The sequence below is a fragment of the Mycobacterium farcinogenes genome (assembly GCF_019739075.1).
GTDB classification, from domain to species: Bacteria; Actinomycetota; Actinomycetes; order Mycobacteriales; family Mycobacteriaceae; genus Mycobacterium; species Mycobacterium senegalense.
The window spans coordinates 2,536,849-2,549,456 of record NZ_CP081673.1; the positions used below are offsets into that span (position 1 = coordinate 2,536,849).

A 12,608-nucleotide genomic window follows, 5' to 3' on the forward strand; every position below is an offset into this window, starting at 1 on the left:
ACGTTATCTGTCTGTGATCTTTCCGCTATCGCTCCTACATCGATATGACTTCTCTCCGAGTCCTTTGTACGGTCCAAAGCGACTCCACAGGGAGCAAATAATTTCAACACCAAGAACCTGCGTGTGAGTGGGGCCGCGGTGGCGATTTCGCCCGATGCGGGGGCCTGGGCCTGATCCCGGGCCGGGCACTGTGGCCCTCCCTTTCGTGCCTGACCGAGACGGCGCGAACCAACCCCTCCGGCCTGTTTCAGGCTTCCGCGCCCGCCTAGGCGGGCGCCGATGGCGCGCGCTTGGCGAAAGGAAAGAAGTGAAGAACATCCGCAAGACGTTTGGGCTGGGCATCATCGCTGGAGCGCTCGCTGTGGCTCCCGTGGCACTGGGTGCCGGTACCGCCAATGCGGACAGCGTCAACTGGGACGCCGTCGCTGCCTGCGAGTCGGGTGGCAACTGGGCGATCAACACCGGGAACGGCTACTACGGCGGCCTGCAGTTCACGATGGGCACCTGGCGTTCCAACGGCGGCTCCGGCTCGCCGCATCAGGCCTCGCGGGCCGAGCAGATCCGCGTCGCCGAGAATGTGCTGCGCTCCCAGGGCATCGGCGCCTGGCCGGTGTGCGGCAAGCGCGGCTAGGCAGCGCCCGCTCACAACTTGATACGAAGCGGTGTCGGTCTTCTGGCCGGCACCGCTTCTGTTTCATCAATAGGCCCTCCGGTTACTCGAGTCCCTGGAACCTCCGAAAAAACTTCAGCCACCTCTGTAACGGGTGACGTTGGTCACACGAACCCATTAGTGACCGCACAGTTGCACGAACGTGATCGGCATCTGCAGTGGTCCTTGGTGTCAAAGGTCGGGGAAGGACCGCGAGATGACCATACGAAAGGCGTTGACCAGGGTTTTCTGGCTTGCTGCGATGTCGTCGGGGCTTATGCTTGTGCCGGCTGTCGCGGCACCGGCGACAGCCGGCGCGGACACGGTGAACTGGGACGCGATCGCTGACTGCGAATCGGGCGGTGACTGGTCCACCGATACCGGTAACGGCCACTACGGCGGCCTGCAGTTCAAGCCCACCACCTGGGCCTCGCACGGTGGCGTCGGGTCACCCGCCTCCGCCTCCCGGGAGGAACAGATACGGGTGGCCGAGAATGTCCTGGCCACCCAAGGGATCGGGGCCTGGCCCAAGTGCGGGGTACGAGGTGGAATGCCGGCGGGCTGGGCCGCGCCGAGCGCACCGACAGGTTGCCAGGCCGTCCGTCCCGGTGCGGTGCTGGGCATCTTCGATCTTCGCCGGATCTGCTCGACGTTCTTGAACCCCCTCGGGGCCTTCGGTCTTCCGCACTGACCTCAGCGCACCGCGGTGAACGCCCCACGCCCAGCGATCGACGCCAGGTGCCGCGTCAACACGGACTCGGGCACCAATACGGACGCTCGGGTGGCCGCGGTGCTCAACGCCGACGGGCGCAAATTCACGAGCCGGCCGATCAACTCGGCCTCCCGCACGATCTTGCCGACACGCCTGCGCCGCATCGCGGCGAACCGGGAGAACGTGCTCGCCAGATCCGGCCCTTTGGCCGCGAGAGCCGCCAGTACGGCGGCGTCCTCAAGCCCCTGACAGCCGCCCTGGCCCAGATGCGGGCGCATCGGGTGGGCGGCATCGCCGGCGATCACCACGGGGCCGCGCGCCCAGACGCGCGCGGGGGCACGGTCGTACAGATCGTTGCGGAGCACCTGATCGCCCGGGGTGGCGGCCAGCAGCGTCGGGATCGGCTCCGACCATGACGAAAATCGCCGCTTGAGGTGGGCCAGCTCGCCATCGGGAGTGGTCTGGCCGCGCGGCGCACGCTGAGTGGCGAACCAGTAGGTGTGGTGGGCGCCCAGCGGTACATGCCCGACCTGCGAGCCGGCACCCAGCGTTTCGCCCGACAGGTCGGGATCGAGTGAGCAGGCGGCCACCGCGCGCCACGCCGTGTAGCCGGTGTAGCGGCGCGGCAACGCTCCGTTCAGATGCCGGGCCACGACGGAGTCGACACCGTCGGCGCCGACCAAGCCGGCCGCCTCGCGGACAGTGCCGTCTGTGAACGTCACGCGCACGCCCGAGGTGCCGACGTCGATCTTGTCGGCGGTGAGTTCGTAGTCGACCGTGCCCGGTGTCAGCGCGCCGGTGAGGATCTCGGTGAGGGTGGAGCGTCGGATCACCACGAGAGGTTCGCCCAGCGCCCGGGTGAATCGTTGCGGAGCCGGCCGACGTAACCAGGTTCCGTCGGCCCGCCGCAGCGCACCCGCGGTAACACGACCGCCCGCACCGCGCACCTGATCGCCGAGACCGATCTCATCGAGCGCGGCCAGCGCGTTGGGCCACAAGCTGATCCCGGCGCCGGGGCTGACATCCCGGCGTGCCTCGGCCACACAGACCTCGAATCCCCGCTGTTGCAATGCGACTGCGGTGGCCAGGCCGGTGATACCCGCGCCGATGACGAGGACGGACGCTGCCATCCGTCGAATCTAGCCGTGTCGGGCACCGGGGAGTGGCCGCGGCCCGAGTTGGGATCGGTAGCCTTCCAGCGGTCTCACAGTATGTGGACAGACTCCCGGGCCGACTCCGGCCGAATGAAACGAATGAGAGGTCCGATGAAACTCACCCGCTTCGGCGTCGCACTGGGCGCCGTGGTCTTTGCCGTCTCAGCCTTGAGCGGTTGCTCGAAGGTGACCGATATCAGGGACGCAGCCGCCGGGGCGGCCGAGAAGGTCGTCTCGTCGGGCACCGAGAAGATCACCGAAGCGGTCTCGGGCAACCTGTTCACCGCCGAGGGCATCGACAATGCCTACGCGGCGATCTCAGAAAAGGTCGGTGCCAACCCGATGCAGGTGGTCGAGGTCAGCATCGCGCCGGGCGTGTTGTCGGTCGAGGCGATCGATCCGAACGCCCCGACCGAGCTCAATCAGTGGAGCTACACCTCAGGCGCGGTGGCGCCGTCTCGCCCGATCGACTACGACGACGACACCGAGGCGCTGCAGCAGAATCTGTTCGCCACCTCCGACGTGCCCAGCAGCGCGATCGCCGCGGCGATCGACGGCGCCGTGGCGGCCAGCGAGATTCCCGACGGCAAGGTCCAGACGGTGAGCATCAAGCGCAACATCCCGTTCGACGAGAACGTGATCATTTTCATCAACGTCCAGGGTGAGCGCAGCAGCAAGCAGGTGCGGGCCGACGTCACCGGTCAGGTCACCGACGTAGCGTGACGAACTGACGTCACGCGGCCCGTACCGGACTCCGGTGCGGGCCGCGCCGTTACGGTGGGGAGCCATGACGGTGTTCGAGGATCTCGACGATTACCTGGCGGTGCCCCGGGTGTCGGGCCTGGCGATTTCTCCCGACGGCTCGCGGCTGGTCGCGACGGTCAGCACGCTCAACGAAAAACGAAATGAGTTCCTCAGCGCCATATGGGAATTGGATCCCAATGGGCAACAACCCGCGCGCCGGCTGACCCACGGGGTGAAAGGGGAGTCGGCGCCGGTGTTCACCGCCGGGGGCGACGTCTTGTTCCTCGCGGTGCGCCCAGGCGAGGACGACGACAAGCCGCCGGCAGCCCTGTGGCGCCTACCCGCCGCAGGCGGTGAGGCATTCGAGGCGCTGACGATGCCCGGCGGGATCGCGGGCGCGGTCAGTGCTCGGGCCGCCGACGTCACCGTGGTGGCCGCGCCGCTGCTGCCGTCATCAGCGGGCGTCGACGACGACAAGACGCGTCGCGAGGCGCGCAAGGAGAACAAGGTGTCAGCGATCCTGCACACCGGCTATCCGGTCCGGCACTGGGATCACGACCTCGGCCCGGACCAGCCACACCTTTTCGACGTCGACGGAACCCGAGATCTGACCCCAGGCTCGGGAGCAGCGTTGCGCGAGAGCTCATTCGACCTCAGTGCCGATGGTGACTTCGTGGTGACGTCCTGGCGGGTCACGGGCCCGGGTACGGCAGTACGCGTGGCCCTGGTACGGATCGACCGGGCGACCGGGGAGCGCTCGACGCTCGTCGAAGAGGCCGGGGCAGACCTGGAGCGCCCGGCCATCGCGCCGGACGGCCACGCCGTGGCCTTCACCAGGGAGACGCATTCAACTCCGACATCGCCGCCGCGAATCACATTGTGGTGCATGCGATTCGGCGAGGACCCGGTGGAGCTGGCCGAAGGCTGGGATCGCTGGCCCGCCTCGGTGGCCTGGACGCCGGATTCGTCGGCGCTCATCGTGACGGCCGACGACGGTGGCCGCGGACCGATCTTCTCCGTCGACCCCGCGTCGGGCCGGGTCACCCGGCTGACCCACGACGATTTCACCTACACCGACGTGCGGCCCGCGCCCGGCGGGGTGATTTTCGCGCTACGCAGCTCGTATGCCGTGCCACCGCATCCGGTCCGCATCGATTCCGACGGCACCGTCACCGCGCTGCCGTGCTTCGAGGTGCCAGACCTTCCTGGAACCCTGACCGAGGTGACCGCGACCGCCCCCGACGGCACACCCGTCCGGTCCTGGCTCACGCTGCCCGACGGCGACGAACCGGCTCCGCTGGTGTTGTGGATCCACGGCGGGCCGTTGGGCAGCTGGAACAGCTGGCACTGGCGCTGGAACCCGTGGCTGCTCACCGCGCAGGGCTACGCGGTACTGATGCCGGATCCGGGACTGTCCACCGGATATGGCCAGGATTTCATCGCCCGCGGGTGGGGTGCCTGGGGCGCCGAGCCGTATACCGACCTGATGGCCGCCGTCGACGCGGCCTGCGAACATCCACGCATCGACGCCTCTCGTACCGCCGCGATGGGAGGATCGTTCGGCGGCTACATGGCCAACTGGATCGCCGGGCACACCGATCGGTTCAAGGCGATCGTCACCCATGCCAGCCTGTGGGCGCTCGACCAGTTCGGGCCCACCACCGACGGTGCGTACTGGTGGGCTCGGGAAATGACACCCGAGATGGCCCAGCACAATTCACCGCACCGGTTCGTCGGCGACATCGCCACTCCGACGCTCGTCATCCACGGCGATAAGGACTATCGCGTGCCGATCGGCGAGGCGTTGCGGCTGTGGTACGAGGTGCTCACCTACTCGCGGCTGCCCGCCGACGAGAACGGAGACAGCCCACACCGGTTCCTGTATTACCCGACGGAGAACCACTGGGTGCTCTCACCGCAACACGCCAAGATCTGGTACCAGGTGGTGCTCGCCTTCCTGGGGGAGCACCTGCGGGACGAGCCGGTGCAGCTGCCCGAACTGCTCGGGTAGCGTCGGGATGGTGACGCAGCGTGAGTTTGATCTGGTGCTGTACGGCGCCACGGGTTTCGCCGGAAAACTGACCGCAGAATACCTGGCCAGAGCCGGGGGAGCGGCCCGAATCGCCCTGGCCGGCCGTTCCGAGGAGCGCTTGCGGGCGATCCGGGACGGTCTGGGAGCCGGCGCCCAGTCGTGGCCACTGGTCAGCGCCGACGCCACCTCCCAGACCTCGCTCGATGCGATGGCCGCACGCACTCAGGTGGTGGTGACGACCGTGGGGCCGTACGCCCGTTACGGCATGCCGCTGGTCGCGGCCTGTGCCGCCGCCGGGACCGACTACGCCGACCTCACCGGTGAGACGACGTTCATCCGCGACAGCATCGACCTGCACCACAAGCAGGCGGTCGACACGGGTGCGCGCATCGTGCATTCGTGCGGATTCGATTCGGTGCCATCCGATCTCACGGTGTACGCCCTCTACCAGCGAGCCCTCGCTGACGGCGCCGGGGAGCTCGGCGACACCAATTTGGTGGTGCGCAGCTTCGCCGGCGGTGTGTCGGGCGGCACCGTGGCCTCGATGCTGGAGCTGCTCGACACCCTGTCGTCGGATCCGGAGGCCCGGGCATTGATGAACGATCCGTACACCCTGAGCCCGGATCGCGGGGCCGAGCCCGAACTGGGCGCCCAGCCCGACGTGCGGTGGCGCCGCGGCGCTGAGATCGCCCCCGAGTTGGCCGGCTACTGGACCGGCGCTTTCGCCATGGCGGCCCCGAACACTCGAATCGTGCGGCGCAGCAACGCATTACTGAACTATGCCTACGGGCGCCGCTTCGAATACGCCGAGCAGATGAGCCTGGGCCGCTCAGTCGCCGCGCCCTTGGCCGCCGCGGTGGTGACGGGCGCGAACGCCTTCACCCTCGGGGTGGGCGGCCGCTACTTCAACCGCCTGCCCGGTGGCCTCGTCTCGAAGGTTGTGCCCAAGCCGGGAACCGGTCCCAGCGAACGTGCCCGCGAGCGCGGTCACTACCGCGTCGAGACGTACACCACCACGACGTCGGGTGCGCGGTACGTGACAAGCATGGCCCAGCAAGGCGATCCCGGATACAAGTCCACCGCGGTGCTGCTCGGTGAGTGCGGGCTCGCGCTGGCAACCGACCGTGAGGCGCTGTCGGAACGGCGTGGTGTGCTGACACCGGTGGCCGCGATGGGGGATGTCCTGCTGACCCGGCTACCAGCGGCCGGAGTGGCGCTGGAGACCACCAAGCTGGGCTGAGCCGGCGCGACATGAACAGATCGGCCTGCGTCGAACACCTGTGGGACAAGATCACATTCGACTAGTGTCGGTGCCGACGACTTTCAGTACGCCAGCAACGAAGATGGGATGAACAATGGCCGGTCTCGACGAACTTTTCGCTCAGATCCCCGTGGCGGATATCGCCAGCAAGCTCGGCGCAGATGAAGGCGAGGTGAACGCCGCCATCAAGACACTGGTTCCGGCCCTGGTCGGCGGTGTGGCGGAAAACGTACAAGCGGACAGCATCGATTCGAGCGAACTCGAGTCCGCGGTCACCGCGCAGGGCGCCAGCGGGCTGCTCGACGGCGGCGTGAGCGTCGACCAGGTCGACGCCAACGAGGGCAACCAGATCGTCTCGAAGATCTTCGGCGGCAACGACAGCAACCAGGTCGCCTCGGCATTGGCCGGCTCCGGTGCGGGCGGCAACAGCAGCCTGATCAAGCAGCTGTTGCCGATCCTGGCGCCCATCGTGCTGGCCTACATCGGCAAGCAGTTCGCGCAGAAGAACGCGCCGGCACAGTCGGCCCCGCAGCCCCAGGCCTCCGGCGGCGGGCTCGGCGACGTTCTCGGCAGCATCCTGGGCGGTGCGGTCGGTGGTGGCGGCGGCAACAACAACCCGCTCGGCAGCATCCTGGGCAGCGTGCTCGGCGGCGGCGGTGGCCAGAACAACGCCATCGGTGAAATCCTCGGCGGCCTGCTGGGCGGCAAGAAGTAAGCCCCAAGCCCCTGCTCGAGAACCCCCGACGCCCAGCGAACGCACCGGGCATCGGGGGCTTTCGCGTTTCAGTGCACGTCCTTCTTAGAATGGCTCGGTGACTCCCACCCCTGACAACCGTGCCGATGCCCTCCCCAAATCCTGGGATCCGGCTGCGGTAGAAGCCGAGCTGTACCAGGGCTGGGTGGATGCCGGATACTTCACCGCCGATCCGGCCAGCGAAAAGCCGCCGTATTCGATCGTGCTGCCGCCGCCGAACGTGACCGGCAGCCTGCACATGGGCCACGCGCTCGACCACACCCTGATGGATGCCCTGACCCGGCGTAAGCGGATGCAGGGGTATGAGGTGCTGTGGTTGCCGGGCATGGACCATGCCGGCATCGCCACCCAGACCGTGGTGGAGAAGCAGCTGGCCGCTGACGGCAAGACCAAGGAAGACTTCGGCCGTGAGCTGTTCGTCGAGAAGGTCTGGGACTGGAAGCGTGAGTCCGGCGGCACCATCGGCGGGCAGATGCGCCGGCTCGGTGACGGCGTGGACTGGAGCCGCGACCGCTTCACCATGGACGAGGGCCTGTCGCGTGCGGTCCGCACGATTTTCAAGCGACTCTTCGACGCCGGTCTGATTTACCAGGCCGAGCGGTTGGTGAACTGGTCGCCGGTGCTGGAGACCGCGATCAGCGACCTAGAGGTGAAGTACGAGGACGTCGAAGGCGAGCTGGTCTCGTTCCGCTACGGCTCGATGAACGACGACGAACCCCACATCATCGTGGCCACCACCCGCGTGGAGACCATGCTCGGTGATACCGCGATCGCGGTGCATCCCGACGACGAGCGGTACCGCCACCTGGTCGGCAAGACCCTGCCGCACCCGTTCGTCGAGCACGAGATGATCATTGTCGCCGATACCCACGTCGACCCCGAATTCGGCACCGGCGCAGTCAAAGTCACCCCCGCACACGACCCGAACGACTTCGAGATCGGAATGCGCCACCAGCTTCCGATGCCCACCATCATGGATGCCAAGGGCCGGATCGCCGACACCGGAACCCAATTCGACGGCATGGACCGGTTCGAGGCCCGGGTCAAGGTCCGCGAGGCACTGGCCGAACAGGGGCGGATCGTCGCGGAGAAGCGGCCTTACCTGCACAGTGTCGGCCATTCTGAGCGCAGCGGCGAACCCATCGAACCGCGGCTGTCGCTGCAGTGGTGGGTCAAGGTGGACGGCTTGGCCAAGGCGGCCGGCGATGCGGTGCGCAACGGCGACACCGTGATTCATCCGCCGAGCCTGGAGCCGCGGTGGTTCGCCTGGGTGGACAACATGCACGACTGGTGCATCTCGCGCCAGCTGTGGTGGGGCCACCGGATCCCGATCTGGCACGGCCCCAACGGCGAGACGGTGTGTGTCGGCCCCGACGAGACCCCGCCCGCCGGCTGGGAGCAGGACCCCGACGTGCTCGACACCTGGTTCTCCTCGGCGCTGTGGCCCTTCTCCACCATGGGCTGGCCCGACCACACCCCGGACCTGGCCAAGTTCTATCCGACCTCGGTGCTGGTCACCGGCTACGACATCCTGTTCTTCTGGGTGGCCCGGATGATGATGTTCGGCACCTTCGTCGGCGACGATCCGGCCATCACGTTCGACGGTGCTCGGGGCCCGCAGGTTCCGTTCGAGAACGTCTTCCTGCACGGCCTGATCCGCGACGAGTTCGGCCGCAAGATGAGCAAGTCGCGCGGCAACGGCATCGACCCGCTGGATTGGGTGGAGAAGTTCGGCGCCGACGCCCTGCGATTCACCCTGGCCCGCGGCGCCAGCCCCGGCGGCGACCTGTCCATCGGTGAAGACCACGCCAGGGCGTCGCGCAACTTCGCCACCAAGCTGTTCAACGCGACCCGCTTCGCGCTGATGAACGGGGCGGCTCCCGCGGACCTGCCCGCGGTTGCTGACCTGACCGATGCCGACCGCTGGATCCTCGGGCGGCTCGAAGAGGTTCGCGCCGACGTAGACGCCGCGCTCGACAGCTACGAGTTCAGCCGGGCTTGCGAATCGCTCTACCACTTCGCCTGGGATGAGTTCTGCGACTGGTACGTCGAGCTGGCCAAGGTGCAATTGAACGAGGGCGTCACGCACACCACTGCGGTGCTGGCGGCCGTGCTCGACGCGCTGCTCAAGCTGCTGCACCCGGTCATGCCGTTCGTCACCGAAACGCTGTGGAAGACGCTGACCGAGGGCGAGTCGATCGTGATCGCGCAGTGGCCGCAGCCGTCCGGTATCGCGCTGGATCCTGAAGCCGCACAACACATCACCGACATGCAGAAGCTCATCACCGAGGTGCGTCGCTTCCGCAGCGACCAGGGTCTGGCCGACCGGCAGCGGGTTCCGGCCCGGCTGTCGGCGATCAGCGAGGCCGGTCTGACCGAGCAGCTGCCGGCGGTCACTGCACTGGCCTGGTTGACCGACGCCGGTGACGGGTTCACTCCGTCGGCCTCGGTCGAGGTGCGTCTGACCCACGCCACGGTGCTGGTCGAAGTAGACACCTCGGGCACCGTCGACGTCGAGGCCGAGCGGCGCCGGCTGGAGAAGGACCTGGCCGCCGCGCAGAAGGAACTGGCGACCACGACGGCCAAGCTGGGTAACGAGGCTTTCCTGGCCAAGGCGCCCGAGAACGTCGTCGACAAGATCCGCGGGCGTCAGCAGCTGGCCTCCGAAGAGGTCGAGCGGATCACCGCACGCCTGGCCGGGCTGCAGCGATGAGGACCAGGTGACTGACCCAGTTCCGTCGCCGGACGAGATCGCCGCGCTGCTGCAGGTGGAGCACCTGCTCGATCAGCGGTGGCCGGAGACCAAGCTCGACCCCAGCACGGCGCGGATCGCCGCCCTGCTGGAATTGCTGGGCTCACCGCAGAAGGCGTACCCGTCGATTCACGTCGCCGGGACCAACGGCAAGACGTCGGTCGCACGCATCATCGACGCGCTGCTGATCGCCCTGCACCGGCGTACCGGCCGCACCACCAGTCCGCACCTGCAGTCGGCGGTGGAGCGCATCTCGATCGACGGAAAGCCCATCACCCCAGCCCGTTACGTCGAGACCTATCGCGAGATCGAACCGTTCGTGCATCTGGTGGACCAGCAGTCCGAAGCCGCGGGCGGCCCCAAGATGAGCAAGTTCGAGGTGCTGACCGCGATGGCGTTCGCGGCCTTCGCCGACGTGCCCATCGACGTCGGGATCATCGAGGTCGGCATGGGCGGGCGCTGGGACGCCACCAACGTCGTCAATGCCCCCGTCGCGGTGATCACCCCGATCGGCATCGACCACACCGACTATCTCGGCGACACGATCGCCGAGATCGCGGGGGAGAAGGCAGGCATCATCACCCGCCAGCCCGATGACCTCGTGCCGACAGACACCGTCGCGGTCATCGGCAAGCAGGTGCCCGAGGCCATGGAGGTACTGCTGGCAGAGGCGGTGCGCGCCGACGCGGCCGTGGCCCGCGAGGACTCCGAGTTCGCGGTGCTGAGCAGGCAGGTCGCCATCGGCGGGCAGGTGCTCGAGCTGCAGGGGCTGGGCGGGGTGTACTCCGACATCTTCCTGCCGCTACACGGTGAGCATCAGGCCCACAACGCCGTTCTCGCGTTGGCCGCGGTCGAGGCGTTCTTCGGGGCGGGGGCGGATCGCCAGCTCGACGTCGACGCGATCCGGGCCGGTTTCGCCGCAGTTGGCAGCCCCGGCCGTATGGAGCGTATGCGCAGCGCGCCAACGGTTTTCATCGACGCAGCACATAATCCGGCCGGGGCGGCGGCGCTGGCGCAAACCTTGCAGCAGGAGTTCGACTTCCGCTTCCTGGTCGGTGTGGTGTCGGTGATGGGGGACAAGGATGTCGGCGGCATCCTGTCTGCCCTGGAGCCGGTGTTCGACCAGATCGTGGTCACCCACAACGGTTCACCGCGGGCGATGGACGTCGAGTCGCTGGCATCGCTGGCCGAAGAGCGTTTCGGGCAGGACCGGGTGATCGCCGCCACCACGTTGGCGGATGCCATCGAGACTGCCACCGCCCTGGTCGAGGAGGCCGGGGCTGACGAAGGCCTGTCCGGGGCCGGCATGGTGATCACCGGTTCGGTGGTCACGGCCGGTGCGGCCCGGACCCTGTTCGGACGGGACCCACAGTGAGCGATCAGACCCCCGGCGATCAGACGCCGAGTGACAAACCGGCACCGCCGGACCCGTGGAAGAGCTTTCGCGGGGTGATGGCGGGGACACTGATCCTCGAAGCCATCGTCGTGTTGCTGGCCCTGCCGGTGGTGGGGGTCAGCGGCACCGGGTTGACCTGGACCTCGGGCGGATTCGTCGTCGGGCTGGCCGTCGTGCTGATCTTGATGTCGGGGATCCAGGGCCGGCCGTGGGCCATCTGGGCCAACCTGGGCATCCAACTGGTGGTGATCGCCGGAGCGCTCATCCATGGGGCCATCGGTTTCATCGGGGTGATCTTCGCCGTGGTCTGGCTACTGATCGTGTACCTGCGCGGCGAGGTCAAACGCCGACAGGACCGCGGCCTACTGCCGGGGCAGCAGCCGCCCAGCGAATAGGTCGGTGATAGCTGCGCCACCGTGCTCGCTTGGTCGAGGCCCCGAAATGGCGCGGCGCGGTTACCGACCGGTACGCTGCATGCCGTGACTGAGCAGACCCTTGTCCTGATCAAGCCCGACGGCGTGCAGCGCCACCTGGTCGGGGAGATCCTCGGCCGGATCGAGCGCAAGGGTCTGACCCTGGCCGCGCTGGAGCTGAAGAACGTCAGCATCGAGCTGGCCAAGCAGCATTACGCCGAGCACGACGGCAAGCCGTTCTTCGATTCGCTGCTGGAATTCATCACCTCCGGCCCGGTCGTCGCGGCCATCGTCGAGGGTCCGCGCGCCATCGCGGCGTTCCGTCAGATCGCCGGCGGCACCGACCCGGTGGAGAAAGCGGTGCCCGGAACCATCCGCGGTGACTTCGCGCTCGTGACCCAGGACAACCTCGTGCACGGCTCGGATTCGCCGGAGTCGGCGGCCCGTGAGATCGCCCTGTGGTTCCCTGGCGAAGCCTCCGCCCGATAAACCTTCTCGCAGTCTGGTCAGTACCGCGTCAGTGATGTGGGATACTGGCTCCGGGTAGCCGGCCTCAACCGAGGCTGAAAACCCGAATGAAGACTTCGACGAGCGCGACCACCGCAATCCGGTGCGGCGCGGGCCGTCCAGCCATCATTCAGCCAGGCACCGGGTGGGTTCGGTATCGAGCCGCCCGGAGCGAGACCACAACAAGTCCGGGGAAAGTGTCCCGGGCCAATAGCGGAAGCCCTCGCGTGGCCG

11 protein-coding genes are annotated in these 12,608 nt (G+C 67.7%); 10 read left to right on the top strand and 1 reads right to left on the bottom strand.

Going from position 1 to position 12,608, the window contains the following annotated elements; all coding sequences use genetic code 11:
* The first annotated feature begins 307 nt into the window (after window positions 1-307).
* Both K6L26_RS12045 and K6L26_RS12050 read left to right on the top strand, forming a co-directional pair.
* The gene (locus K6L26_RS12045) at window positions 308-631 is read left to right on the top strand and encodes a transglycosylase family protein (protein ID WP_019345578.1); all 324 of its coding nucleotides are present in this window, start codon (window positions 308-310) and stop codon (window positions 629-631) included.
* Window positions 632-866: 235 nt separating this feature from the next.
* Complete coding sequence (locus K6L26_RS12050; RefSeq protein WP_221853166.1) at window positions 867-1,340, top strand: transglycosylase family protein; 474 nt, start codon at window positions 867-869, stop codon at window positions 1,338-1,340.
* A gap of 2 nt (window positions 1,341-1,342) precedes the next feature.
* Here K6L26_RS12050 and K6L26_RS12055 read toward each other — a convergent pair whose 3' ends face one another.
* Window positions 1,343-2,491: an FAD-dependent oxidoreductase gene (locus tag K6L26_RS12055; protein WP_221853167.1), complete on the bottom strand. Its 1,149-nt coding sequence runs from the start codon at window positions 2,489-2,491 to the stop codon at window positions 1,343-1,345.
* A gap of 135 nt (window positions 2,492-2,626) precedes the next feature.
* On the opposite strand from K6L26_RS12055, the gene K6L26_RS12060 reads away from it, so the two are divergent.
* The 8 genes from K6L26_RS12060 (at window position 2,627) to ndk (ending at window position 12,356) form a co-directional block, all read left to right on the top strand.
* Entirely contained in the window at window positions 2,627-3,238 is a 612-nt protein-coding gene (locus tag K6L26_RS12060; RefSeq protein WP_019348896.1) for a hypothetical protein, read from the top strand.
* Between the two features lie 64 nt (window positions 3,239-3,302).
* Complete coding sequence (locus K6L26_RS12065; protein WP_221853168.1) at window positions 3,303-5,270, top strand: S9 family peptidase; 1,968 nt, start codon at window positions 3,303-3,305, stop codon at window positions 5,268-5,270.
* 7 nt (window positions 5,271-5,277) lie between these two features.
* Window positions 5,278-6,531 (top strand): saccharopine dehydrogenase family protein, encoded by a 1,254-nt coding sequence (locus tag K6L26_RS12070; protein ID WP_019346943.1) that lies wholly within the window; start codon window positions 5,278-5,280, stop codon window positions 6,529-6,531.
* A gap of 115 nt (window positions 6,532-6,646) precedes the next feature.
* Window positions 6,647-7,267, top strand: coding sequence for a DUF937 domain-containing protein (locus tag K6L26_RS12075; RefSeq protein ID WP_076214285.1), 621 nt, complete (start codon window positions 6,647-6,649; stop codon window positions 7,265-7,267).
* Window positions 7,268-7,364: 97 nt separating this feature from the next.
* Window positions 7,365-10,019, top strand: a complete 2,655-nt coding sequence (locus K6L26_RS12080) for a valine--tRNA ligase (RefSeq protein WP_085140369.1) — start codon at window positions 7,365-7,367, stop codon at window positions 10,017-10,019.
* A gap of 7 nt (window positions 10,020-10,026) precedes the next feature.
* Window positions 10,027-11,433, top strand: coding sequence for a bifunctional tetrahydrofolate synthase/dihydrofolate synthase (gene folC, locus K6L26_RS12085; RefSeq protein ID WP_019346946.1), 1,407 nt, complete (start codon window positions 10,027-10,029; stop codon window positions 11,431-11,433).
* A 77-nt stretch (window positions 11,434-11,510) separates the two neighbouring features.
* Complete coding sequence (locus K6L26_RS12090; RefSeq protein ID WP_080989439.1) at window positions 11,511-11,849, top strand: DUF4233 domain-containing protein; 339 nt, start codon at window positions 11,511-11,513, stop codon at window positions 11,847-11,849.
* Between the two features lie 84 nt (window positions 11,850-11,933).
* Window positions 11,934-12,356: a nucleoside-diphosphate kinase gene (ndk, locus tag K6L26_RS12095; protein ID WP_019346948.1), complete on the top strand. Its 423-nt coding sequence runs from the start codon at window positions 11,934-11,936 to the stop codon at window positions 12,354-12,356.
* Window positions 12,357-12,608: the final 252 nt, after the last annotated feature.

Excerpts from the sequence above, each read along its gene's own strand:
- K6L26_RS12075 (WP_076214285.1), top strand. The coding sequence starts at position 6,647 with ATGGCCGGTCTCGACGAACTTTTCGCTCAGATCCCCGTGGCGGATATC.
- K6L26_RS12070 (WP_019346943.1), top strand. The coding sequence starts at position 5,278 with ATGGTGACGCAGCGTGAGTTTGATCTGGTGCTGTACGGCGCCACGGGT.
- K6L26_RS12060 (WP_019348896.1), top strand. The coding sequence starts at position 2,627 with ATGAAACTCACCCGCTTCGGCGTCGCACTGGGCGCCGTGGTCTTTGCC.
- K6L26_RS12055 (WP_221853167.1), bottom strand. The coding sequence starts at position 2,491 with ATGGCAGCGTCCGTCCTCGTCATCGGCGCGGGTATCACCGGCCTGGCC.
- K6L26_RS12050 (WP_221853166.1), top strand. The coding sequence starts at position 867 with ATGACCATACGAAAGGCGTTGACCAGGGTTTTCTGGCTTGCTGCGATG.
- K6L26_RS12090 (WP_080989439.1), top strand. The coding sequence starts at position 11,511 with ATGGCGGGGACACTGATCCTCGAAGCCATCGTCGTGTTGCTGGCCCTG.
- K6L26_RS12065 (WP_221853168.1), top strand. The coding sequence starts at position 3,303 with ATGACGGTGTTCGAGGATCTCGACGATTACCTGGCGGTGCCCCGGGTG.